The following is a 23,609-nucleotide window of genomic DNA, read 5'->3' on the forward strand; positions in this document are numbered from 1 at the left end:
AGAAGGATCGTTTATGCTTGTATTAGGGTATAGTTGTAGTAAACAGGCGAAGAGGTGAGAATGCATACTTAAGGAGAATTGGATCGTATGCAATTCCTATGAAAAAATTAGCGGGTTTGTTAGTCCTTTCATTTCTAATTGGAGCCGGTGTCGCTTTTTATAAAGATAACACCGCCGAATCGAAGCAAGAGACGGAAAAAGTATTATCCAGCGAGTCAAAAGAGGCTGTCCCAGCATCAAGTAAAACGAAAGAAGCGCCTCCTTCTTTATCAAAAACAGAAAGAGTGAAAGCATCTTCTTCATCCCAAAAACGAAAAAAAGCTTCTTCCACTAAACAGCAAACGTCGTATCGCTTGAGCGTTCCAAAAATTAAACAGTTGCCCGAATTGGCGCGCGGCTGTGAAGTGACATCGCTAGCGATGTTGCTGAATGATGCAGGAGTAAAGGTAGGCAAGATGGAACTGGCAAAAAAGATAAAAAAAGACCATACGCCTTATGAAAAGAAAGATGGGGTAACGTACTACGGGAACCCGAATGACGGATTCCTCGGCAATATTTATGACTTGAACGAAATGGGATACGGCGTTTACCATCGTCCGGTCGCTGATCTGGCAAGACAGTATATGCCGGGCAGAATTAAAGACTTGACTGGCCAATCGTTTGATTCCATCCTTTCTTCCTTAAAAAAGGGGCGGCCCGTCTGGACGATCATCAATGCCCAATACAGAAAACTGCCGGAATCCGCTTTTCGCACGTGGCACACGCCTTCAGGCAAAGTGAAAATCACGTGGTATGAACATGCCGTTGTGCTAACGGGGTTCGATGACAAATATGTCTATTTCAACGATCCACTCGATAAGGATTCAAAAGCGCCGCGGAACGATTTTAAGGAAGCGTGGGAACAAATGGGCAGACAGGCGATTACGTATAAGTAGCAAATTGCTCGAATTCTGGTTTGAGAGATATAAAATGAGATTTCGTCTAAATGGAGTTTATTCGTCGAGCCAGATCAGATATTCGTCTAAATGGAATTTTATTCGTTGAATCCATCCAGTTATTCGTCCAATCATCGTCAACTCGCAAAAAATGCCAAAGAGACCTTTGCGGACCCTTTGGCATTATTTTTTGTCAAGAAGATATTTCCGGTAGATCATTGGCGATGACTTAGCGATCGGCTTACGATTGGCATCCTGCACGACTTTTTCAATAAGTTGATGTTGAGGTGACCGTTGGCAGACGGGATCGGTCGCATGGGCATCCCCGGTTAAAGCAAAAGCCTGGCAACGGCACCCGCCTCTGTCTTCGTGCCTGAAATCACAAGATCGACAAGGTTCGGGCATCCAGTTTTCACCACGAAAACGGTTAAAGGACTCCGATTCGTACCAAATATGCCGTAAAGACGACTCGCGAACATTTTCAAACGATAAACTTTCTATGATTCCAGCGGTCGGACAAGGAAGGACCACTCCATCCGGGGCAACTGTTAAACCGATCGCCCCCCATCCCCCCATACATGGCTTCGGTGTCGATGCGTAATAATCAGGAATGACCCAAATTATTTCCATTTTTTTCTTAAGGCGCGCTTTAGCGGCTTCATAAATTTTACTGGCGCGTTCGATTTGCTTCCGATCTGGCAACAGCCGCTTCCGGTTAAGCAAAGCCCAGTTATAGTATTGTGTGTTAGCGAGCTCGAGCCGCTCGGCGCCCATTTCCTCAGCGAGCTGAATCACCTCATCTAAATGATCCATATTCATCCGATGCAACACAACATTTAATGATAAATGCAACTCCGCTTTTTTTACCGCCTTGACAGCTTCTTTTTTCTTCTCAAAGGCTTTATAGCCGCCGATTCTATCTGAAAGTTTTGCTTCTCCTGCCTGGAAACTCACTTGCACATTGGCTAAACCGGCCTCCTTAAGCTGAATAGCTTTTTCAGCCGTTAACCCAATGCCGCTTGTAATCAGATTTGTATACATCTCTAAGCGATCCGCATGCCGGATTAGACAATCAAGGCCGTCCTTTAAGAGCGGCTCGCCACCGGAAAAATGAACTTCTACAACCCCAAGATCAGCAGCCTCGGATAAGACACGGCACCAGTCTTCGTTTGAAAGTTCCCCTCGCTCTGATACCATATTTATCGGATTCGAACAATATGGACAGTGCAAAGGACAGCGATGGGTCAATTCCGCAAGCAGCGAGTATGGAGGCTCCACGACATTTTTACTCGTTGTTATTGGCTGTGCCATCTGTATGGATCACCACCCATCCTTGATCCTCCATTTCCTGAAGAAACTCGGAAATGTCCGCCTGCATCGCTTGTAAATCAGGCAAGGCTACTGAACCCGCTCGTTCTGTACTTTCCTGCAAAGAAGCCTTTACATTTTCGGTGATGGTGTCCACCGTTCGATTTCCGTCACATAACGCAAGGACCGATGCGGCGGTTTCGTTCAAGACAACAACCTTTTCCGGCAACAAAAGGAGATGCTTCTCCCTCACCTTATCAAATTTTAGCCGCGCTTTTGCAGCGAGTTTTGGAAAATAATTTTTTAAAATTCGCTCCACCACCTATCCTTTTTCGTGCCACGACAATAACTATCGCTGTTCGGACAAAAAAAACACGGATTTGGACAATAACGTCTTCAGTTCTGACAATAAGCAAACTGGTTTGGACAATTCCTCCTCAGTTCTGACAATAAGTAAACTAGTTTGGACAATTCCTTCTTCGGCTCCAACAATAAACTTTATTTAGGGCAGGGAAAAGCTACCTAAAACGGGTCTGCTCATCAATCAAGCGGAAAAAGTCACGTTTTCGAAGGAAAAGCCTTTTCGATGGCATCAAGTTGTGCCCACAACACGTCGCATTTAAAACGCAACGCGGCGACAGCCCGCCGTTGTTTTGCCGGCGTCTGGCAATAGGCGATCACAAGCTTAAGGGCGGTGTCCGAATCACGCGGCGCCTGGGTCAAGCGATTTTGAAAATAGTCAAAGCCGCTTTTATCAATCCATGGATAAAGCCGCTCAAGCACCTTCATTCGTTTGGAAATAAGATCGGGCGAAAACAATTCTGTTAACGAGGAGGCAATTGCTTCGATCCACGGCTTTGTCCGTGCGAAGTTGACATAAGCATCTACGGCAAAACGAACGCCGGGCACGACCCTGACCTCCTGCTCTACTTCTTCCCGGGACAATCCTACCGCTTCCCCGAGTTTCAGCCATGCTTCGATTCCGCCATCTCCCCCATGCATGCCGTCATGGTCAATGATCCGCCCAATCCACTGGCGCCTTAGCTCCCTTGACGGCAAGTTCGACAAAATGGCGGCATCTTTAATAGGTACCGATTTTTGATAGTAATATCGGTTGGCCACCCAGCCGCGAATTTGCTCACGGCTAAGTTTTCCCTCGTGCATCGCCACATGAAAAGGATGTTTATCATGATAAAACGAACGCCCGACACTTTTTAACCGCTCCGTGAATTCATCCGGCGTCCAGAGATTTTCTTCATTTTGATACAGTACGCTTACTCCCCTTTCTTGTTCGCTCAAGGTCATACCTCCACTTCCATACCATCATAGGCAATTTCAAAACCAAGCTGTTCTAATGTCTTTCTCTCTATAGAGTCCTTATGCAAAACCGGGTTGCTGTTGTTAATGTGAATCAAAATTTTCCGCTCAGCCGGGAATGTGGCTAACGTTTCCGCAATGCCTCCTCGGCCGCTAATTGGCAAATGCCCCATTCTCTGTGCGTTACGTTCGGTTGCACCCATCTTGACCAATTCATCGTCTGACCAAAAGGTTCCGTCGACCATTACAATATGAGCTTTCCTCAAACACGCCTCTACTTTTGGGGTCATCCTTTCTAATGTAGGAAAATAAGCAAGACGCCTGCCCGAACGTTCATTATGAAAAACGAGCCCGACCTCCCAAATCTCTTCCGGGCAATGCTCCTCTATGCTTGAATTGACATAAAGCGGCGGTTTTCGTGAAACGGGAACCACCTCAAGCGAAATCGACCCTTCCGCATTTTCACCTGAATCCCCTATCCGCTCGCAAAATCCGGGGGAAAGAGAGTGCCATTCCCATCTACAATAGTTATGTAACATTGGGAACACTGGAAAAGCGCTGTGCAAAGTCTTTCGGACACTCTCGGTACCATAGATGCTTAATCGAGAACCTTCCCGCAGTGACAATAACCCGATCGTATGATCGAGCTCAGCATCGGTTAAAATCACGCCGGCTAATGGCGTCTCTCGTACTCCGGGTCCCGGAAAGAGGGCGGGAAAAGATTCAATTTGCCTGTGAACATCTGGTCCCGCATTGACGAGATACCAGTCCTTTTCATTGGCACTTACCGCAAGAGACGATTGCAATTGCGGGCGAAGCCGATCGCCCCCCGCACGAGCGCCCTGACAGTTGGGGCAAGCACAGTTCCACTGCGGAAAGCCTCCTCCGGCCGCCGTACCTAAGACTCTAATTCGAATTTCGCTTCAGTCCTTTCATTTGAAATTTTGCTCGCTTCCTTCGTTTTCCCAACTAACTTCGCAACTTGCCATCCAATCACCATATTGACAAGACCCATGAGAATAAATAAAAGATAGTCTCCGATCGGATCAGGAAGCAGGAGATCAACGAGCAACCACCAGCCTGCTGTTGAGCATCCGATCATCGCGCCGATGACTGATTTCATGTAACGATTCATTTGTATAACCTCCGCTCATTTGGTGAACGCCATACACAAAAAGGCCTCCTTACTCCTTGCCAACGTAGTTATACATCGTCACTTCAGAAGATGTATTGATCACTTCGTACTCAGGTTTTACCCACATGTGATTCACCTCCATTCATGACAAAAATGTGATGATCTTCTCTAGCGTTTTTATTAATCTCTTTCACGTTCATCTTATGACGGTGGGTAACCTGAAATAACCAGAATTTCGACTTGAAGTTGTCCAAAGCACGTGCAGTTTGGCAATATGTAACAAAAAGGGACAAGAATATGTTAGCCATTTAGGAAAAACGCTAATGTGCCTTTCAAATAAAAAACCTGAGTCCGTTTCATTAACGAACTCAGGTTGCGCTAAGATGCTATTTCTTTTTCAGCTAACGCTTTCATTTCTGCGCACGTTTCTTTCTTTTTTCCCCTTACGATCCATTCGGAATCGATATCGTTCATTCCGGGTCGTTTATCCATCACCTTTCTAACTTAGCGATTATCTCCTCATCCCCTTTAAAATTTCTTTCATTTTTTGAATGACGGTTCGATAATATTGAATCGGGTGAGGGACAAATTGATCCCTTCCCGCATTCTTATTAATTAAGGCTTTCGTTCCATCCTCATTTATTTCAAATCCTTTTATCCTGATTGTACCTCTTTCGCCTGACCAGAGTTCAGCAAACTGATGAAACTCGGCTTTCACCATTCCTTTTACTTCTTCCTCTTGAAGGGTGAAGTCATCCAGGGATTTTCCCGTTTGATATAAAAAAACGTTGGCTATTTCCTTATCGATGAAATCATCCGCGATGACGCAGTAATCCATAATCCCGAGCGGTATTAATTCATTCGCGGACACATCGATTCCGACTTCTTCTTTAATCTCTCTTACACCATCTCTGGGGGATTCATGGGCCCATAGATGTCCAGCGGCAGTGATATCTAAAAGATTTGGATAATCCTTTTTGAAATCGCTTCGGAGTTGCAAATAGATGTAGTCTGTATCCTTTTCTTTGCCAATAAACCAGCAGTGAAAAGCTTCATGCCAAATCCCGAGTCGATGGACCTCGTCCCGGGTAGCGACACCTATTGGATTTCTGCCTTCATCAAAGATTTTCAATTGTTCTTTTTCCATGCGGTCTTCTCCCTTACTTCACGCCATAAACGTTCGATTTTTACTTCATTGTTTGAAAAACGAAGCAAAAACACGTCAGGATTGCTAAGGTTCGCCAGCCATTAAACCCAAAGTGGCTGTCATAATGCCTTAAAAGCAAAGACATTAAATTTCCGTGGGTTACGAGAAGTGTGTTTTCCACCTCGCTTTGCAAAACTTCATCCACCACGCAGACGATTCTGTTCATCGCTTCCTGGCTTGACTCGCCCCCTTCAAACTTCAGCTTTAGATCATTGAATGTTGCTTTGAGCTTTTCAAGCCAGTCTGGCAAATCTTTTGTACTGAGGATTCGTTCCGATAAACGTCGGTCAATTTCAATGTTCAGCTTTTTCATTCCGCTGATCGGCTCCACCGATTGAATGGCTCTTAAAAAAGGGCTTGATATGATTCGGTCAACCTGGATAGTGGAGAAAAAATCGGCTAAAAGTTCTGCCTGTTGAACCCCTTTTTCTGTTAGTTGCGATGTTGAAGGCTGCCCCTCTGCTTCACAATGTCTGACAACATAAATTTTTTTCATAGTACGCGCCATTTTAAACATCTACAAAACCCTGTGTTTTAACTGCGGGAATTCTTCGCGGATGGATTCGATTTGCCCAAGGTCGATTTCCGTTTTGACGATCGTTTCAAATTCGCCTGCGGAAGCGACGGCAACTCCCCATGGATCGACGACCTGGCTGTGCCCCCCTAATAGGACGTTTTTCGTTTTCCCAACACAGTTGCTTGAAACGAGGAAGCACTGGTTCTCAAGGGCACGCGCTTGATTGAATAGGTTCCAGTGGGCAAGCCGTTGATGCGGCCAGGCGGATGTGACGAGGAACATCTTCGCTCCCTTATCCACTTGTGCCCTGTACAATTCAGGAAAACGTAAATCATAACAAGTCGATAACCCGATCTTCCCAAATTCCGTCTCCAGTACTGTCGGTTCGTCCCCTCTTGTTAAAAGCTCTCCTTCTGCAGAACCGTAGCGAAACAGATGGATTTTCCGGCTCGTTCCAACAAGCTCCCCTTTCCGGTCAAAAAGAACGCTCGTATTGTAATAATTGTCGCCTTCTTTTTCTACAAAACTACCAGCGTGCACGTATGCTCCGAGTTTTTTTGCTTTTTCCGAAAAATAGCGGGTGAAATCTCCGTCAAGTGGTTCCGCTTCTTTTTTATAATGGTCAAAGGAAAAATAGCCAGTCGCCCATATTTCAGGGAGTAGAATTAAATCATAGTCTCCAAGTCCATCGAGCATCCGGCTTACCCGTTCGATGCGCTCTTCTTTCGTTTCTTCATCCTTTATTTCTGCTTGTACAGATGCAATTTTCACTACTTTTTTGGCCATCCCGGCTCCCCCTCTCTATTTTGAAAAATCAGATAGATAATGTCTTCAACATACAACATTCCCGCTTCAAAGTCGACCAAAATCTCTTTCATGTAGTAGTATGGTAACTGTAGAAACGTGCGTCTTTGCTTATAAAAAGCACTTAGACGAATAAGCGGCCAATTTAGACCAATAAACGGCCCACACTAAAAAATTGAAAGGACAGGCATCATGTTTCTCTTAAAAGAGGTCGCCTATAAAGATATTTTGCATATTCCTTCCCTTGAGATCCGCAAAGAGAAAGTCACGTGCATCGTCGGAGAAAGTGGCGGCGGAAAGTCGACGCTGCTCCGGCTGCTGAACGATTTAAGCTCCCCTGATTCGGGCGAAATTTTTTATAAAAATAAACCTATTCAAGCGTATGACCCTGTAAAATTCAGGCGCGAAGTCGTGATGCTCGGACAAACGCCGCCCATTTTCGAAGGAACGGTGAAAGATAATCTCGAAATCGGCCTTCGCTTTTCAGAAAAGCCTTTGCCGTCTGAGGAAACGCTTACTCATGCTTTGCAAATGGTACACCTTCCGAAAAAGCCGGGTGATGATGCAGGCTCTTTATCGGGCGGTGAAAAGCAGCGCCTTGGGCTCGCCCGCATCTGGCTGATGGATCCAGCCGTTTACTTGCTTGATGAACCGACCTCGGCGCTCGATCAGGAAACCGAACGGCGCGTCATGGATAGTTTCATAGATTTTGCAAAAGAGAAAAAGAAAACGGTCATTATGATTACCCATTCGCAGGCGCTTGCTGACAGGGTGGCGGATGAGATCATTGAAATCAGCAAACAGCACGGCGCCCGCCTTTATTCGATAGGAAAGGAAGGCATGCAATGAAAGGTGTCATTGAACTGCAACTATGGCAGCTTGCCGCCGCTTATATTTTTATCCTTTTATTGATCGGAATCGTTCGATGGAAAGGCATTCCCCGTGAAAAGCTAATTACAATTGCGACAGTTCGGATGACGGTGCAGCTCGTCCTTGTCGCCTATGTGTTGACGTACATATTTGATAATAGCAATCCGTTCTATACGATCGGCATTGTCGCCCTAATGGAAGCTTTCGCCATTATGAATGTGTATAAACGGGTCAACCATCCGTTGTCCGGCGAGTTAAAAAAAGTGATCGCATTCTCGATGATTGTTGGAACGTTCGGGCCGATCTTGTTTTTCATCTTTGTTGTCATCGGCCACACCCCGTGGTTTGAGCCGCAATACGTTGTCCCTATTTCGGGGATGATTATCGGCAATGCGATGACCGGCGCAGCACTCGGGGCCGATTCGCTAATGAATGGGATGAAAGCGGAACGGGCGCTCGTTGAAGGGGCATTAATGCTAGGTGCCACACCGAAGCAAGCGGCGAACAAAATCGTTAAACAAACGTTTGATCAATCAATTTTGCCGACGGTCAACTCAATGGTCGGCATGGGGATCGTGACACTGCCCGGCATGATGACAGGCCAAATTTTATCCGGTACCTCTCCCCTTGTTGCAATCCAATACCAGATTGCGATCATGCTCGGAATTTGCGGCAGCGCATCACTGACAGTCATCATATTTGTCGAGTTTGGCTATCGGACATTTTTCAATAAGCGCGCGCAGTTGAAGTGAATAATTATCATGGGAGGACTGTGGAAAATGCCATTGAAAGTAGAACTTTCTAAATTTAAAGTAAAACAAGGAAAGTCTAAAGTTGTTGATGAATGGATGAAATTTTTACATGATCATATGGAAAATGTTCTTTTAACGCTTAAAGATGAAAAAATATACATAGAAACCATCTTTCGTGAAAAAAATGGAGAAAATGAGTACCTTTATTGGTATTCGGTTCAAGGGGAAGGCGGTATAAATGTTGAAAATTCTCAACATGAAGTGGATAAAGTCCACTTAAAGTATTGGTATGAATGCATTGACGAAGAAGTACCTCATGTTGATATGACTAAAGAAGTCGTAATGATACAAGAACCTATTCGTAAATTGATGACATGATCAAAATAACGGGTATGAACCCCCCCTAAATGTGGTAAAAGCGATAAAGGACAGAGGAGATTTAACTATGGATATCATCACATTCGGTGATAAAGAAGATGGCAAAGAATACATATTGAGACCTGCTGTTTATTGTTTAATGTTTAATAGTGGCAAAGATGAACTAGCCATTATTCAAACGGGGGATGGCAAGCTTTTCTTCCAGGTGGTGGGATAGAAAACAACGAGACACACGAAGAATTGATGAAGTTAACTATTCTTCCATTAATGCATAGGCATAAAGAACGATAAGAACGATAAGAATTAATTCATGAATCTATTGAAGTAGCTAAACAAATAAAAGAGGAATACACACAAATACAAGTCATTGCCGGAATCCTTGTGGCCACAGATAAGTTTATTGATGAGGAGTATGCAAAAAAGGTAAAGGAGTGGTTAAAAATGACGAAGGTAGCCAGACTGTATGAAAAAGAAAAAGAAGAAGCACTTGCTCAAAAGGAAACAGAAATAAAAAAAGAAATCGCCCGTTCGTTGTTGGACATCCTCGCTCCTGAAATGGTTGCTAAAAAAACCGGGTTAACGATTGATGAAGTAAAACAACTAAAGAAAAACTAAACGGCAGCTATTTCACAGGCTGCCGTTTCATTTACCTTCTCGGTCCATCTCAAGCAGTTTTTTTTGAATCCAGATGGCGGCCTGGGAGCCTTCTCCCATGGCGACGGTCACGAGTTCGGAGTGGGCAACGACATCGCCGGCTGCCCAGACGTTTGCGACATTTGTCATTTTCGTGCGTGGGTCAACTAAAATATGATTATTTTCGAGCCGCTCTACTCCGAGTTGCTTTGCCAGGTCGGAATTTACCTTGTTCCCTCCAAAAGCGACAAATCCCCGGTCGGCATCAAGCCTTTTCCCGCCTGCCAACTCTACTCCGCGAAACTTCCATTCATTTTCGGTTAAAATGCGCTTGATTGGCTCGTTTACGTAAGCAATGTTTTTGTCGGCTAACCTTTTAGCGAGATCGGCCCCCGGATCGCTTTGCTCATGATTAATATACGTAATGTCGTCCGTCCAGTACGTTAACGTCAGCGCCATAGTTGCTCCCGTTTTTCCCGCTCCCATAACGATCGTCTTTTTATTCGAGATTTCGTAGCCATCACAATCGGGGCACACATATACCGTGAGCCCCAGGCATGGAAGGAGACCTGGCAAGTCCGGCAGCCGATCCATCACTCCGGTTGCCAGCAAGATGCATTTGCCGGAAAACTGATTTCCCGTTTCATCCGTTACCGTAAATCCGTGTTCACTTTTTATTACTTCAATAATTTTCCCATAATGAAAACTTACATTATATGATGAGACATGCTGCTTTCCTAAATCCCGCAAATGGTCGCCGGCCACCCCGTCCGGCCATCCTAAAATATTATGATAGCTCTTGCATATCGTCGAGCGCCCCCAACTTGCATCAATGATTAAAACCGAACGTTTATAGCGTCCGAGTTGAATGGCGGCTTGGAGTCCCGCAATGCCTCCGCCAATAATTAAACAATCGTACTTCACGTATAGGTCGCCTGCCTTTTTAAGTAAGTCCAAAGAAACGGACATGGTTTCTTTCATCGTATGCGCTCTTCTTCATTAACGTTAGTATCACTCAAACCTATTTTTTTAGACGACTCAATTTTTCTACTGCTTTTGAAAGCATTTTTCGTAAACATATGCCACAATAAATGCTCGGCATACGTCGTGCTGAAAAAAACGTTTCCTTCATCCTTAAAAATTCACCGAATCCGCCCTACTGCTATTTTTTATGTTATGCTTAAGAAAAATAAGAGGGAGGTTTTTCATGTGGCAGAGCATCATTTTTACTTAAAAGCGGACTGGCCTGGCTTGAGAAACGACGTGGGTAAGATTGAGACGGCCAATTTAAAAACGAAAGTCTCGATCCCTCCGGAAATGGACGGGCCGGGCGTCGGGACAAATCCGGATGAGATGCTGCTCGGGGCGGCGGCTACGTGCTATATTATTACACTTGCAGCGATGATGGAGCGGAGCGGCCTGGAAAAGGTGAGCTTGACGATGGAGTCGGAAGGAATCGTCGATGTGACAAAAGGCATCATCACGTATAAAAAAATCATTCATCGCCCGCGGATCGTCTTAAATAAGGATGCTACAGAAAAAGACCAGAGACTCGCACAAAGACTCGCCGAAAAAGCGGAAACATCATGCATGATTTCCCGCGCAGTCAAAGGCAATGTCGAAATCGCGCTGGAAGCTACCGTCATGGTTGCTGAAGATTAAGAAAACCGCTCCGGCGTTTTACCATAATAAGGTTTCGTATAAAGGACGACAGCTATACTTAGTAAGGTTTTTGTTAAAAAATAGGTGGGATTCTTGAAGGACCCCACCTTTCCATGTATTAATCCGTATCCACTTCATTCGTCTTCACCAGTTTTTCCACAAGGAAGCTGGCGCCGTCTTCTCGGATCAAATATTCACTGTCAAACGTTTTTAGCTTCGTCGTTTTCCCTTGATACGTAATATTGTATTCTTCTGTTGTTGAAACTTTATAGCGCCCATTGTCCAGCTCTTCAACATTTGTCACCGTCGCGCCCAGAAACTCTTCCGTAATTTGTTTCTTTTTCGTATAAGCAATATAATCTTTTCCTTCCTTATATAATTTCCCATCTTTAGCAAGGAAGGATTCAACATAGGAAAAATCATGGTAATTGATCGCGTCGACTCCCGCTTTTAAATAGCTGTCCATAAATTGAGAAATAGCGCTATTGATCTCATCGGTGTTGCCAGCCTCATCATCCACAGGTTTTTCATAGTTGATCGATAAATCGACGTCATGAGTGGAGTCATTGATAATAACTTCTTTACTTTTTATCGTGCCTTCCGGAAAGCTTTTTTCCGCATGAAGCGTAATGGAGCCGTCCGTTGCAACAGGACCAAGTTCCTTTATGTCTCCTACAGTATGGCCAGTACTTTTTCCGTTTACGAAAAGAATCGCATCATCGTAGTTTGAGTACGGATAGACAAAAGTTCCATCTAGTTCAATGTCTGCCTTTGCGACATTATTCTCTACCTGGTTGAGTTTGAGTTCCTCTTTTTTCTCGATCTTTCCATAGTCCCCTTCATACGTTACTTTCACTTGAAGGTCCCCGGGGAAATAAGGACCGAATTTTTCCGATTCATCTTTATTTGGAAGCTGTCCCGCCTTTTGATGATTAATGTAGACAACGGAACCCCCATAATTGGATGAAATTTCAGCATAAATCGGCTTTACCTGAATGTTATAAGCGGTGAAAAAGAACCATTTGCTGCCCGCTTTACTCAGTTTTAAAAACTCATTTTTATTTGGATCCGCCGCCGCTTTCATCGTGCCGCCATCTTCCAATTGCTCCCCTTGGCTTTTTAATGCGGCAATCGTGTCGCTAAATAAGGAAGGATCTTTTTTATAATAAGAAATAAGTTCTTTTACTTGCTCGTCGCTTACTTTGGCTGCATTCGAGTCACTTTCAATCAGCTTTTTGACTTTCCCGACATCCTCTTGTTTCACCGCTTTTTCAAAATCTGAAATTATGGCGTCTGGCCCTGTTGCGTTTTTTCCGTAAAAATAGCCGCCCGTTCCAATTCCAATCAGAAGAACGATCCCGCATAAAAGAAGAGCCATTTTCTTTGACGGTTTCTTCCTGTTCTGTGCTCTCTCTTCTTGCCTTGAAGATTCCGGTTCTGCTTTTGGATTGGCAGTTTCATAAGCTTTCCCGCAATTGGTACAAAATTTCTCATCTGCGCCTAGTTTTTTTCCGCAGTTTACACAAAATTTCAAACGTATTCCCCCTCATCCCCAACAATGAATAGCCAGGCGGCCAACTTTCGCTTCTACCAGCGAAAAATTGACCGCTTCGCTACATCGGATCAGTATGTTTTCCCGAAGCTTCTTTTCACATAAGCCGTGATGCCAGCAACAACCCCTGAGAAGAGCACACTTATACAAAACGTTCCAATTAATTTAAATCCGATAAAAAGCGTAAGATCTTTCATTTCATGATTTTCACTTACTCCGGATATACCTAAATTCGTAATCGCTGCTAAAAATGCCATCGTCAATCCGTACGTCACACTAAAGATGAGGATCCCTTGAATGATGCTCTTCGACTGTTTGCTAATTTTAATTCCGGCCCAAATGAATAAAAGGATTGGGATAAAAACGAGCAAATAGAGCCATAGCTGAAAATCCGAACCGAAAAAGAGATCGGTACTGCTTAACCAGCTTAACGTTTGGTCGGTTTTTTCATCAAACCCGGTAAAAAGGTGGAACGACGATGTCACATCTTCAACATTCACCGTCATGATCAGAAGGTTCAATATTCCCCAGAGCCACAGCCCGAGCTGCGAGACGACAACAGCGGTAAAAGAGGCTGATAAGTCAATAAAGATTTTTAAGTCATCATAATGATAAAGGAAAACGATGAATGTAACGATCGTTGAAAGAATGAATCCTTTGACCACCGTGGCCATCCCTTGATAGATCGGCTCGCCGTAAGCCGTTGTGCTCCCGATTTCACGTCTTGCCTTAAAATAGCCCATTTGCAGTATCGAACCAATGTAGCTGAAGAGCGTCCCGAATACAATCCCATTGACGAGCGATCCCCAGAAGGAATAATCCGTATTGATTGAATAAGATCCTCTCAATAAGCCTTGATCGGCAGTGACATCGTAAGAAAACCCGGCAAATAATGAGATAATGGCAAGAATGACTCCATACCCGAGTCCAATGAACAGAGATGAGCGCAATCGTTCATGAATCGTTTCTTCCTTATTTTTAAATGCAAAATAGAAGCCGCCGGCAAGCAACCCAAGGAATGGGATAAAAAGAAATAATGGCGATCCTGTTTGCACATCGATTGATCGTTCATGTTCCCTGCCCTGCTCTTCGGCATGGAAAGTAATCGAACTGTCAACGAGGTGGGACATCATGACGGTATCACTCAGCCCAAAGATCGGGCCGGGTTTTGGGGCATCAATGCCCGCATCTGCAATTTCATTAGCCAATTCTTCAATGTCAATATCTTTTTCCTTTAAAAAATTGGCCATCCCGTCTCCTAATTTCATGTTCAAGAAGAAGGAAAGGATAAAGACAAGGGCGATAGATAAAACCGCGCTGATCGCCGCACTTGTCCATTTTTTCTGGTTTAGCTTAAAAATAGAACTGCTTTTTAGCTTTGGCAGTGCCGGTGTTTGGACGGAAAATGCGCCTTTCGTCTGTTCAACGGAAAAAAGGCTGTTGCCGCAATTCTCACAGTAATTGTTTCTTTTATTGTTATCCGTTCCGCAAGAAGGGCAATAACGCAAGTCTTGTTTCAACTTGACTGGCGAGTTTTTTGGCACGAACGTATGTAAAGGTGTTCCGTCATGAATACAATAGTTCCACGATTCCTCGTTGTGTCCGCCACACGTACGACAATACATTTCTCATCTCCCCCCTATTCCATTTTCAACCCGCAACTGGCACAAAAGGAGGCGCCAATCGGGACGGGCTCTTCACATGTCCGGCAGCGAACCATTTCTTCTTCGTTTAACTTAGCCAGCTGCTCAATGCGTTCCCCACAGCTTCCGCAAAATTTGTCGGTCGGCTGAATCGGGTTACCGCAGTTGCAGGCCATCCCATTTTCTTTTTGTTGCACTTCCTGCAAGGTTTTGTTGATTTGGTAAATCGTGCGGTCGAGTTCAATCATGTCGTTTTTGAACGTCTCCAGTTCAGGATTCACATAGTCGCCTTTTCGAAGCTGGCTATAGACCGTTTCCCCGAGCTGGATCACTAGCTCCAACCGCTTTGTGCGTGCTTCTGATGCGCTTTTCTTCAAATCGCTGATCACCTGAGCTTCCTGAAGTTTCTGCTTGCCTTGTTTTATGCTGCCCTGGATTTTAGCAAACCCGTCTCCAAGTTTAGATTGAATATCTGACAATAAACTCATCCTTTCTTTTTGATTTCGAAAGGGAGTACTTGATCCCTATCTCCCCTCCCTCCCAATATTATACTTTGCTGCTATTATTATGACTATATGTATTTAGGAAACAATTAGATTGGCTCTCCCTACGATTCCGAAATGAAGAACCTACTCTGATTTATTCCGTTCCGCTGATATGATGCTCGATTTGATCGATAACTCTTCTAATTTGATTGATATCCTACTCCAATTAATTGATAAACATAAAATTAGGGACCCGCTCCACTCGATTGATTGATATCATACTCGATTTGATCGATAACTCTTCTAATCTGATTGATATCCTGCTCTAATTGATTGATAAACATAAAATTAGGAATCCGCTTCGCTCGATTGATTGATATCCTGCTCGAATTGACTGATAACTCTTCTAATTTGACTGATATCCTACTCCAATTGATTGATAAACATAAAATTAGGGATCCGCTACGCTCAATTAATTGATATCCCTCGCAAATTGATCGATAAACAGAAGATGGCGTACCCGCTTCGCTCGATAAATTGTTCGCTTCTCTAGATGAAGTAAAGAAAGTCTGTTTCTTCTCCGTGCACCAAAGCCATCATTTATTTTAATAAGCAATAATAAAATAGAATGAAAACGAAAATGGAACCTGGGGGAAGAAACGTTGAAGAAACGATGGGGCGCCCTGCCGTATTCCCTGTTAGACGTTAAAGATGAATTAAAGAAAAAAAGCAAAACGAAGCCTCCTGTCCTGATGAAATCGGATTTAACGACCGAAGAGAAAACGATAATTCGCCATATTGAGGAACGAACAAGACAGCATAACAAAAACAACGTGACTCGAACGCAAAGCTATTTGGATTTTTACAATCGGCACCCGGAAATTGAGTGGGCGCTGCTCGGCCATATGGTTTCGCGAAACGGCGGCTGGAACATGACTGACCTAAAGGGCGAGCTCTATACGAGGCTATTATCTGAAAAAGAACAACATACCTTTTTCTCATTTTTAGAGCGCGGAAACTGGCTAATTTTCCAGGACGTCTACCCTCAATTTTTGTTGTACGAGCAAAGCGTGAAACGGAAAGAAAACTTGTTTTACCTTCTTCCTTTTTTTAATGTTTCAACGTTTATGGAAACGATGTGGAATCATTTTTGGCGAAAAGGCGACCGTTATCAATTGGCGATCGCAACCGTCATCAATGAACAAAACTATATCGAAAATCGGGTCATCCAAAACGACTATTTTAAAAAGACGGTCCTACAGACAATGAACTTTCAACTCTATGACTTTTTCCGCTTTAATCATATTCTCTTTCCTTATTATAAAGATGGAAGAAATCAAGAAGTCGGATTACTCGGTAACACTTTGCAACACTTCACTTCCCTACATGAGCGGATTATGTTAGGCAAGCGGCTGTATGCTTTGCTTTTTCGCCAGGAACGGTTATCCGACATCGTTCGCTGGGCATCCGATCATCCGCATACCGGTTCGCGGAAAGACTACTGGCCCCATTTGTTTTATGATGTGAACGAGACTTTCTCCCGCGCCATCTATAAGCGCAGGCTGAAAAACTGCCAATTGCGGAAAGGGGCAGGACGTTTGTATAGCCCGCCGCTGGTGTATGCGTGGAAAGAAGTCGAGCATGAAGAAGCAAAGCCCGGCGACTGGTTTGAAGACTGGCAGATTATCGACTATTTGATCGACAAAAATGAAACGATAAATGGAGAGATAAAGGATGAATACTGCAAAACATTGGAGGCGATCGAGCTTGCGATTCTGGCGAAAAGCGCCGTCCTCCTCCGGGAAGAGGATGAGGATGGATGACGACCTGAAAGCAATCGTTCTAGCCGTTCTTTTCGCATCTTTTATTGGAACGTATTTGGACTTGCTGTTTGTCGGGTGCAACTTGTATACCTTTCCAGTACGGCCTCTTGCCAGCGTCTTTTCGGTGAATATCGCGTTTACTTTATTTTTGTTGCCCCTCGTGACCGCCGTCTTTTTACGGATTGCACGAAAGCTTCAGCCCTTTTCAAGATTCATTTTGATCGTTTTCATCGGCCTTCTGGCAGGAGTTGGCGAACAACTTGCTGAAACATTCGGATGGTTCATCCATAGCAGGTCATGGCATCACTCCTACTCCATTTTCGGCTATATGGTTTTCCTCCTCATCATCTGGCGCGTCTATCGTTTGTTTCTTAAATAAAATGGCGTGTTCTTTTTTCACTTTTAAAAAATACATAATAAACTTGACTTCATGAAATATAATTATTATACTTACTTACATAAAGTAATTACATAACAAATCGGGAGGAATCCATTCTATGAGCAAAGATTTTTATGCCGCAGTGAAAGATAGACGATCCATTTATGGAATTAGCAAGGAAGCCGTCGTTTCGGATGAGCGCATTCAAGAAGTGATCGAGCATGCCGTGAAGCACACACCTTCTTCTTTTAATTCACAAAGCGCGAGAGTCGTCCTATTATTGGGCGAACAACACGATAAGCTCTGGGACATTACGAAAGAAACGTTAAGAAAAATCGTTCCCGCTGATCAATTTGCGCCGACGGAAGAAAAAATGAATGCATTCAAGAGTGGATATGGAACGGTGCTGTTTTTTGAAGATGAGACGGTTATTGAACAATTGCAACAGAGCTTCCCTTCGTATAAAGAGAACTTCCCGATCTGGTCCCACCATTCTTCCGGCATGCACCAATTTGTCGTTTGGACCGCATTGGAAATTGAAGGGTTCGGCGCCACATTGCAACATTACAATCCATTGATAGACGATCAAGTAAAACAAGAGTGGAACATTCCGGCAGAATGGAAACTCATTGCCCAAATGCCATTCGGAAAGCCAACTGTCCAGCCTGGCGAGAAAGAGTTCAAGCCGCTTGAAGACCGAATAAAAGTATTTAAATAAACAAAAGAAGGCGTGCACATCAGTCTGCATGCCTTCTTTTTATACCAACTACGCGTCTGTCTTCACTTTTTCAACTTTATTTTTTTATAAATAAAAAACACAAGGATCAGTCCGATAAGGCCGCCGACCGAATCTAGGATGACGTCCTCGACATGCGGGCTTCTCCCGCCTGTGAAATGCTGGTGAAATTCATCCGACGCTGCATAAAGGACGGTACTAAGGAGCGACAGAATGAACGCCGCAACCTCCCGCAAATACTGGCGGATCGCCCGGTACAGCAAAAAGGCCAAAATGAAATAAACACTGAAGTGGGCAAACTTGCGAATAAAAAATTGAACAAAATCCGCTGCCCCGAGATGCTGAATGCTTACTTCATCTCCCGCATAATCAAACTTCACCCAGGAAAATGCTGAATCGATCATATGCAAAGGAAGGTACTCCGTCAATGTCGGCTTCAGATCTTGCTTTTTATACGGCTGCGAAGAAGAGTAGAAAATGACACCCGCCCACACGATAACCGGGAGCCAGTATGCCATCCATTTTTTCATGTTCATCACCATTCTTTGCTATAATGAACTATCATAACATAAGCGCGGATCTAGTACAGTGAATCATCCTTTTTATTTAGATAGAATCAAAAAGAAAGGGGAGAAGGTCTTGAAGTATGAAACATTCTTTCCGGATAATGTAAAAAGCGCTCTTTCGAATGACCCTCCAGGAGCCTGGATGCCAAAAATCCCGCATCATTGCATTCGATTGCATGCAGGGTACCCAGCACCTTCCCTCATCCCGGATAAAGAAATCAATTCCGCAGTCAACGATTTAATAACCACCGAGCGTGATTTGCCTTTCCATTATCTCGGCAGTTCAAATGTTGAACGGCTAAAAGAAAAAATACGAAGGCGGCTATCCGAAAGGGGGATCACCGCTCGAGAGAATGAGCTTCTTCTGACTTCAGGGAGCAGCCAGGCCATTGATCTGATCGCTCGGATTCTTCTTGATCAATCGGCCATCGTGGTTGTGGAGGCGCCGACCTATATGGAAGCGCTGGAGACGTTTAAAAATTACACACGTCACATCCTCACTGTTCCGATAGACGAACACGGTCTTAAGGTTGATGCTCTGGAAACGGTGCTTCGCAAAAGAAAGAAAGAAAAATTGCCGATGCCGCGATTCGTGTATACGATCCCTTCCTTTCACAATCCGACAGGCGTTACGATGAGTCATGAGCGCCGGCGGCAATTGCTGAGTCTTGCCTCACAATTTGACTTCCTGATCGTTGAGGATGACGCATACGGGGAGTTGTCCTTTTCAAAAAGCCCCGTTCCGCTTAAAGCCATCGATACTGAAGGGCGGGTGCTCTACGTCGGGTCGCTTTCTAAAGTAGTGGCTCCGGGTATTCGCGTCGGATGGATTGCCGGTGCTGAAAACTTCGTCTCTTCATGCAAGTGGTTTAAGAAGGATTTAGATCATCCATTTATGCAAGCGGCAATCGGCACTTACTTGCATAACAGCAATTTTAAGGAACGAATAAAACACGTAAAGGAAGCTTACAGGAAGAGACGTGATTGTATGGTTGCCGCACTTCGGCAATCCATGCCTGAGTGGGTCACGTGGGATGTTCCGGACGGAGGTTACTTCGTTTGGCTTCATGCCCCGAACATCGATGCCTCTTCATTGCTAGAGGAATCTTTAAACATAGGAGTCTCATTTATCCCGGGCCAATATTTTTTCTTACATCCTCATGAAGGAAAGGAATACCTTCGGCTGTCATTTAGCTACGAACAGCCGGAGCGCATGACCCTCGGCGTTCAAAAATTAGCGGAACTTATACGAACGAATGTAAATCAATAGTCCCGGTTTTATATAATTCATTTAAATTCGAAATATATCAGCCACTTTTTATCGAATAACGGCCACTTCTACTAATTTATCAGCCGATTCACTAAAAAATGGAATCCATTTAAAGGAGAAGAGCATGTTTACCGCTAAACATGCTCTTCCGCATGAAAAAAGGCAAGGTTCTATGGCATAAAAAAATTCAGCAGGTTTTTAATAGGGCCATCTTCTTCAGGCGCTATTTTAAAGCTTACATTTCCATGCTTTGTGATATACGGAGAGAGCCTGTAGTTGACGTTTGATGGCAGTTCAATGGATTTCCCGCGATCGCCTTTTCCGAGACGGATGAATTGGTGGTCATTTCGGAGAGAACAGCTGACATACACATCGAGCTTTCCCTCTTCCAACTTGAATTATCTTGCAAGGCCGGCTAGCGAAAAGATGCTTGTAAATTGTGCCGCATATTCATCCTTCCACTCGACCTGTGCCGCCAAATACTGATCGATTAACTCGGTTCGTTCTCTGATATATAAGGAAAGCTTCAAGTCTTCTTGCAAACTTTCGATTCCCTTTGGAAAAGCAATGGTTCCTTCCAGTTTCATTTCATCATTATGATAGTCTACATTCGTTAACGTGAGTTGCGGCTTGCCAAGATTTGCCCGGCGGCGTTTTTGCTCGGACGCTTTTTCAAAAACACGAAGCCATTCCTGCGCAAATTTTTCATCACTTAACGTGTCTGCGATCTTCCGCGCTTCCTCGCCCATGAGCCGCCTTTTTTCCTGGTTGATGAAAAGCTCAATCATGGCGTCGCTTAGCGCCTCGATGTCATTCGGGTCAATTAAGAGGCCGTCTATCCCATTGGTGATCACATCATGTGGCCCGTATTTAATATTAAAGCTGATGACGGGGGCCCCTGCTGCCATGCTTTTTCGAATTGTGAAGCTAATATATTTGCACGGTTATAAAGGGCCTTCGTCACCCCACCTCGAACCGTTTCAATCGCATGGATCAAAAAGAAAAGTTGTGCATCCATTGATGTCTCTCCTCATTTTCGAGCATTAATGTTTCACATTCTTTGTCTTCCCAAACCTTGTCAGTATAAAACATAATTGTTCTAGATGTATGTGCCATGAAAAGAAATGCTGAATAAGCTAATTTTATAAAGGAGGTTTAAGTCAGGTGTACAATTCTTATCACCCCGGCTGGCACTACCCCCCGGGTCAAACAGGAAACGGCTGGCAAAACGGATCCCCCGGGCAAACGAATAACCGTGCTCATGGGCAAGGATCAGGGGACACCGCTAATGGCGGCGCTCAGGGACATCCATCGACTTACCAGGCAATCAGCCAGGGGCAAGGAACCCCTCAAGGCTATACGTATCCGCCATACCCGGCGCCAGGTTCCTATGGCGCTTCATCCGATATGCAATACATTTTCCAGGTGCTCGTCAACCTTGGGAACCAATTGGATCAATTAAGCAGGTTGATTGCGCAGAACAATCAACTGCTGCAATCGATGCATGGAGCGGAAGACACGAAATGCGTTCAGGGCGCTGGCGGCGGCGCGATCATTGTGCGAATGTAAATTTAGCTGGGAGTCCGGGTCGGGCCGAATCAGCAAAAGGCCGATTCACGCTTGCTTCACTCACTATGTAAAAAGGGTTGCTATATGGCAATCTTTTTTACATGAAATTTCTTCATCATTGATCGATCATCGCCCTTCCCCTCCTACTCCTCCAACAATTCCAGCTCAATGACTGTATCCCATTCATCAGGCAGCTGTGCGCCGGGCAAGTTGATGACCACCGCTTGCGATGTCGGAATATTGCTCGGCCGTCCATGGCGTTTGGACATGAAGCTCAGACCCGTCGGCCAGCAATCTTGCTTTTAGCCCTGAAAAATTAATCGGGCCAGTCTCCGGATCATAGACGTGAGCGTAAAGGAAGTTTCCTTTTTGGGTATTGCATCCCCACTCCGGTTTTGGAAGATTAGCTGAGCTGTAGCCGTAAATGCTCTCACCGTTGTTCTTCATCCATTTTCCAACCGCTTCCAAAATCTCAAGTAATTCTTTCGGAATTTCCCCCTTCGCATTCGGTCCTACATTCAATAAAAGGTTGCCGTATTTGCTGACGCACTCTACCAATGCGCGGATCACTTGCTTCGAAGATTTATAGTTTTTGCCATGAGTATGATAGCCCCAATGGTTATTTAACGTAATGCACGCTTCCCATGGCACCTGCTCCCCTTTTTCCTTCAGGATGTCTTCGGGCGGGACGATTTGCTCAGGAGAGTAAACGTTGCCAGCATAAATTTCCGGATTCACCGCTATAATGTTCCCGCCGAGACGGTTGTCGATAATCATGTCCGGCTGAAATGAGCGGATCATTTCCACCATTCGGTTTATCAACCCGAGCAGGTTATTGTCGGAAATCCTGAATGAATTGTCCAGGACCAGAACGCGATTGCGAGTTTTTAAATAACTGTTACCAAATAGAATACCCCTGATCCAAAAAATGTTCAGGGGTTGTTTTAATCTATTTTTCACCGGGAAACAACGGAGCGACAATTACGATATGCATTCCCGTCCTTTGGAGAAAGCGATTCGTACAACGATTGAATCACTTTCAAATTTAATAAACCTTATCACCGTTAAAAATGGAGTTTTTCACAACGACATAATCGACATTGCGGATGGCGTCAAGCTTGTTTCCTCCAGCATAAGAAATTGAGGATTGAAGATCTTGCTCCATTTCGATCAACGTATCTTTCAAAGAGCCTTTGAACTCGACAAACATTTTTTTCCCTTCTACATTTCTTCGTTCGCCTTTTTGAAATTCCGAAGCTGAGCCAAAGTATTCTTTATAGAGTTTGCCGTCTTTTTCAATCGTTACTCCTGGAGATTCTTCGTGTCCGGCAAATAATGATCCGATCATCACCATCGATGCACCAAATCGAATCGATTTAGCGATATCGCCATGTGTGCGGATACCTCCGTCGGCAATAATTGGCTTGCTTGCCGCTTTTGCGCACCATCTTAACGCGGCCAATTGCCAGCCGCCTGTTCCAAATCCAGTTTTAATTTTCGTAATGCACACTTTTCCCGGTCCAATCCCTACTTTTGTCGCATCTGCACCGGCATTCTCAAGTTCACGTACAGCTTCTGGCGTTCCGACATTTCCTGCAATGACGAAACTTTCAGGCAAATGTTTCTTAATATGCTGAATCATCTTGATCACATTATTGGAATGACCATGCGCGATATCAATCGTAATGAACTCAGGCACAAGACGCTCCTCTGCTAATTGCTCGATGAATGCGAATTCTTCCGCTTTCACGCCAACACTAATCGATGCGATTAATCCACGTGATTTCATATCTTTGACGAAAGAGAGGCGTTTCTCCGGCTGGAATCGATGCATAATGTAGAAATAGCCGTTTTCCGCCAAATATATTGAAATTTTTTCATCAATGATCGTCTGCATATTGGAAGGGACGACAGGCAATCTAAATGTATGCCCTCCCAACGTTACCGAAGTATCGCACTCTGTTCGACTATCTACTATACATTTTGCTGGAATTAATTGAATATCTTCATAATCAAACACATTTTCCATGAAATTTCACCTCAAACACGAATATTAAACTATATTCAT

The 23,609-nt window shown here is 44.3% G+C and carries 31 protein-coding genes; 12 read left to right on the forward strand and 19 right to left on the reverse strand.

Annotated elements, in window-relative coordinates:
• The first annotated feature begins 98 nt into the window (after nt 1-98).
• Nucleotides 99-935: a C39 family peptidase gene (locus WD019_RS06610; protein WP_425710984.1), complete on the forward strand. Its 837-nt coding sequence runs from the start codon at nt 99-101 to the stop codon at nt 933-935.
• 183 nt (nt 936-1,118) lie between these two features.
• Here the strand turns inward: WD019_RS06610 and pqqE are convergent, their stop codons facing one another.
• The 9 genes from pqqE to WD019_RS06655 all read right to left on the reverse strand — a co-directional run bounded on the left by pqqE (nt 1,119) and on the right by WD019_RS06655 (nt 7,205).
• A complete protein-coding gene (gene pqqE / locus WD019_RS06615) occupies nt 1,119-2,246 on the reverse strand; it encodes a pyrroloquinoline quinone biosynthesis protein PqqE (protein WP_035352019.1) in 1,128 nt (375 codons plus the stop codon).
• Nucleotides 2,221-2,562, reverse strand: coding sequence for a pyrroloquinoline quinone biosynthesis peptide chaperone PqqD (pqqD, locus tag WD019_RS06620; protein ID WP_425710985.1), 342 nt, complete (start codon nt 2,560-2,562; stop codon nt 2,221-2,223). Before pqqD ends, pqqE begins: the two co-directional genes overlap by 26 nt.
• A 239-nt stretch (nt 2,563-2,801) precedes the next feature.
• Nucleotides 2,802-3,542: a pyrroloquinoline-quinone synthase PqqC gene (gene pqqC, locus WD019_RS06625; protein ID WP_425710986.1), complete on the reverse strand. Its 741-nt coding sequence runs from the start codon at nt 3,540-3,542 to the stop codon at nt 2,802-2,804.
• Between the two features lie 2 nt (nt 3,543-3,544).
• Nucleotides 3,545-4,477: a pyrroloquinoline quinone biosynthesis protein PqqB gene (gene pqqB, locus WD019_RS06630; protein WP_425711046.1), complete on the reverse strand. Its 933-nt coding sequence runs from the start codon at nt 4,475-4,477 to the stop codon at nt 3,545-3,547.
• Nucleotides 4,459-4,695, reverse strand: coding sequence for a hypothetical protein (locus WD019_RS06635; RefSeq protein WP_425710987.1), 237 nt, complete (start codon nt 4,693-4,695; stop codon nt 4,459-4,461). Before WD019_RS06635 ends, pqqB begins: the two co-directional genes overlap by 19 nt.
• Before the next feature lie 49 nt (nt 4,696-4,744).
• Nucleotides 4,745-4,837, reverse strand: a complete 93-nt coding sequence (gene pqqA, locus WD019_RS06640) for a pyrroloquinoline quinone precursor peptide PqqA (RefSeq protein WP_154658063.1) — start codon at nt 4,835-4,837, stop codon at nt 4,745-4,747.
• A gap of 369 nt (nt 4,838-5,206) precedes the next feature.
• The gene (locus WD019_RS06645) at nt 5,207-5,842 is read right to left on the reverse strand and encodes an NUDIX hydrolase (RefSeq protein ID WP_425710988.1); all 636 of its coding nucleotides are present in this window, start codon (nt 5,840-5,842) and stop codon (nt 5,207-5,209) included.
• A gap of 40 nt (nt 5,843-5,882) precedes the next feature.
• Entirely contained in the window at nt 5,883-6,398 is a 516-nt protein-coding gene (locus WD019_RS06650; protein WP_425710989.1) for a histidine phosphatase family protein, read from the reverse strand.
• A 21-nt stretch (nt 6,399-6,419) separates the two neighbouring features.
• The gene (locus WD019_RS06655; protein WP_425710990.1) at nt 6,420-7,205 is read right to left on the reverse strand and encodes a carbon-nitrogen family hydrolase; all 786 of its coding nucleotides are present in this window, start codon (nt 7,203-7,205) and stop codon (nt 6,420-6,422) included.
• 210 nt (nt 7,206-7,415) lie between these two features.
• Here WD019_RS06655 and WD019_RS06660 point away from each other — a divergent pair, with 210 nt between their 5' ends.
• The 5 genes from WD019_RS06660 (at nt 7,416) to WD019_RS06680 (ending at nt 9,838) form a co-directional block, all read left to right on the forward strand.
• Entirely contained in the window at nt 7,416-8,072 is a 657-nt protein-coding gene (locus WD019_RS06660; protein ID WP_425710991.1) for an ABC transporter ATP-binding protein, read from the forward strand.
• Complete coding sequence (locus WD019_RS06665) at nt 8,069-8,845, forward strand: ABC transporter permease (protein ID WP_026679472.1); 777 nt, start codon at nt 8,069-8,071, stop codon at nt 8,843-8,845. Before WD019_RS06660 ends, WD019_RS06665 begins: the two co-directional genes overlap by 4 nt.
• Nucleotides 8,846-8,878: 33 nt before the next feature.
• Nucleotides 8,879-9,223, forward strand: coding sequence for a DUF6176 family protein (locus WD019_RS06670; protein ID WP_425711047.1), 345 nt, complete (start codon nt 8,879-8,881; stop codon nt 9,221-9,223).
• Between the two features lie 67 nt (nt 9,224-9,290).
• Nucleotides 9,291-9,440 carry a hypothetical protein gene (locus tag WD019_RS06675; protein WP_245595308.1) on the forward strand — a complete coding sequence of 50 codons (150 nt, stop codon included), beginning with the start codon at nt 9,291-9,293 and terminating at the stop codon, nt 9,438-9,440.
• A 224-nt stretch (nt 9,441-9,664) separates the two neighbouring features.
• Complete coding sequence (locus WD019_RS06680) at nt 9,665-9,838, forward strand: hypothetical protein (RefSeq protein WP_425710992.1); 174 nt, start codon at nt 9,665-9,667, stop codon at nt 9,836-9,838.
• Between the two features lie 27 nt (nt 9,839-9,865).
• On the opposite strand, the gene WD019_RS06685 is transcribed toward WD019_RS06680, so the two are convergent.
• On the reverse strand, nt 9,866-10,837 hold the full coding sequence (locus tag WD019_RS06685) for an NAD(P)/FAD-dependent oxidoreductase (protein ID WP_425710993.1): 972 nt from the start codon (nt 10,835-10,837) through the stop codon (nt 9,866-9,868).
• 228 nt (nt 10,838-11,065) lie between these two features.
• On the opposite strand from WD019_RS06685, the gene WD019_RS06690 reads away from it, so the two are divergent.
• Nucleotides 11,066-11,518, forward strand: coding sequence for an OsmC family protein (locus WD019_RS06690; RefSeq protein ID WP_425710994.1), 453 nt, complete (start codon nt 11,066-11,068; stop codon nt 11,516-11,518).
• A 118-nt stretch (nt 11,519-11,636) separates the two neighbouring features.
• Here the strand turns inward: WD019_RS06690 and WD019_RS06695 are convergent, their stop codons facing one another.
• The 3 genes from WD019_RS06695 to WD019_RS06705 all read right to left on the reverse strand — a co-directional run bounded on the left by WD019_RS06695 (nt 11,637) and on the right by WD019_RS06705 (nt 15,192).
• Entirely contained in the window at nt 11,637-13,052 is a 1,416-nt protein-coding gene (locus tag WD019_RS06695) for a zinc ribbon domain-containing protein (protein ID WP_425710995.1), read from the reverse strand.
• Between the two features lie 89 nt (nt 13,053-13,141).
• Nucleotides 13,142-14,695, reverse strand: coding sequence for a hypothetical protein (locus tag WD019_RS06700; RefSeq protein ID WP_425710996.1), 1,554 nt, complete (start codon nt 14,693-14,695; stop codon nt 13,142-13,144).
• Between the two features lie 14 nt (nt 14,696-14,709).
• Nucleotides 14,710-15,192: a zinc ribbon domain-containing protein gene (locus WD019_RS06705; protein WP_425710997.1), complete on the reverse strand. Its 483-nt coding sequence runs from the start codon at nt 15,190-15,192 to the stop codon at nt 14,710-14,712.
• 653 nt (nt 15,193-15,845) lie between these two features.
• On the opposite strand from WD019_RS06705, the gene WD019_RS06710 reads away from it, so the two are divergent.
• From WD019_RS06710 to WD019_RS06720, 3 genes are all read left to right on the forward strand, one after another.
• Nucleotides 15,846-17,021: a DUF2515 domain-containing protein gene (locus WD019_RS06710; RefSeq protein WP_425711048.1), complete on the forward strand. Its 1,176-nt coding sequence runs from the start codon at nt 15,846-15,848 to the stop codon at nt 17,019-17,021.
• Nucleotides 17,014-17,400, forward strand: a complete 387-nt coding sequence (locus tag WD019_RS06715) for a CBO0543 family protein (RefSeq protein ID WP_425710998.1) — start codon at nt 17,014-17,016, stop codon at nt 17,398-17,400. Before WD019_RS06710 ends, WD019_RS06715 begins: the two co-directional genes overlap by 8 nt.
• A gap of 118 nt (nt 17,401-17,518) precedes the next feature.
• Entirely contained in the window at nt 17,519-18,118 is a 600-nt protein-coding gene (locus WD019_RS06720; protein ID WP_026679479.1) for a nitroreductase family protein, read from the forward strand.
• A gap of 62 nt (nt 18,119-18,180) precedes the next feature.
• On the opposite strand, the gene WD019_RS06725 is transcribed toward WD019_RS06720, so the two are convergent.
• Nucleotides 18,181-18,666: a VanZ family protein gene (locus tag WD019_RS06725; protein ID WP_425710999.1), complete on the reverse strand. Its 486-nt coding sequence runs from the start codon at nt 18,664-18,666 to the stop codon at nt 18,181-18,183.
• Nucleotides 18,667-18,775: 109 nt separating this feature from the next.
• On the opposite strand from WD019_RS06725, the gene WD019_RS06730 reads away from it, so the two are divergent.
• Nucleotides 18,776-19,972 carry a PLP-dependent aminotransferase family protein gene (locus WD019_RS06730; RefSeq protein ID WP_425711000.1) on the forward strand — a complete coding sequence of 399 codons (1,197 nt, stop codon included), beginning with the start codon at nt 18,776-18,778 and terminating at the stop codon, nt 19,970-19,972.
• Between the two features lie 170 nt (nt 19,973-20,142).
• Here the strand turns inward: WD019_RS06730 and WD019_RS06735 are convergent, their stop codons facing one another.
• Genes WD019_RS06735 through WD019_RS06745 form a run of 3 tightly spaced genes read right to left on the reverse strand, consistent with a single transcriptional unit; the run spans nt 20,143 to nt 20,990 of the window.
• The gene (locus WD019_RS06735; protein WP_425711001.1) at nt 20,143-20,364 is read right to left on the reverse strand and encodes a hypothetical protein; all 222 of its coding nucleotides are present in this window, start codon (nt 20,362-20,364) and stop codon (nt 20,143-20,145) included.
• Nucleotides 20,365-20,370: 6 nt separating this feature from the next.
• Nucleotides 20,371-20,880: a glycosyltransferase gene (locus tag WD019_RS06740; RefSeq protein ID WP_425711002.1), complete on the reverse strand. Its 510-nt coding sequence runs from the start codon at nt 20,878-20,880 to the stop codon at nt 20,371-20,373.
• Nucleotides 20,823-20,990 carry a hypothetical protein gene (locus WD019_RS06745; protein WP_425711053.1) on the reverse strand — a complete coding sequence of 56 codons (168 nt, stop codon included), beginning with the start codon at nt 20,988-20,990 and terminating at the stop codon, nt 20,823-20,825. Before WD019_RS06745 ends, WD019_RS06740 begins: the two co-directional genes overlap by 58 nt.
• Nucleotides 20,991-21,136: 146 nt before the next feature.
• On the opposite strand from WD019_RS06745, the gene WD019_RS06750 reads away from it, so the two are divergent.
• The gene (locus WD019_RS06750; protein WP_425711003.1) at nt 21,137-21,541 is read left to right on the forward strand and encodes a hypothetical protein; all 405 of its coding nucleotides are present in this window, start codon (nt 21,137-21,139) and stop codon (nt 21,539-21,541) included.
• 186 nt (nt 21,542-21,727) lie between these two features.
• Here WD019_RS06750 and WD019_RS06755 read toward each other — a convergent pair whose 3' ends face one another.
• Nucleotides 21,728-22,351: an alpha-L-fucosidase gene (locus tag WD019_RS06755; RefSeq protein WP_425711004.1), complete on the reverse strand. Its 624-nt coding sequence runs from the start codon at nt 22,349-22,351 to the stop codon at nt 21,728-21,730.
• Nucleotides 22,352-22,586: 235 nt separating this feature from the next.
• Entirely contained in the window at nt 22,587-23,570 is a 984-nt protein-coding gene (guaC, locus tag WD019_RS06760) for a GMP reductase (RefSeq protein WP_026679485.1), read from the reverse strand.
• Nucleotides 23,571-23,609: the final 39 nt, after the last annotated feature.

It is taken from the genome of Fictibacillus sp. Mic-4 (genome assembly GCF_049843615.1).
Lineage (GTDB): Bacteria > Bacillota > Bacilli > Bacillales > Fictibacillaceae > Fictibacillus_A > Fictibacillus_A gelatini.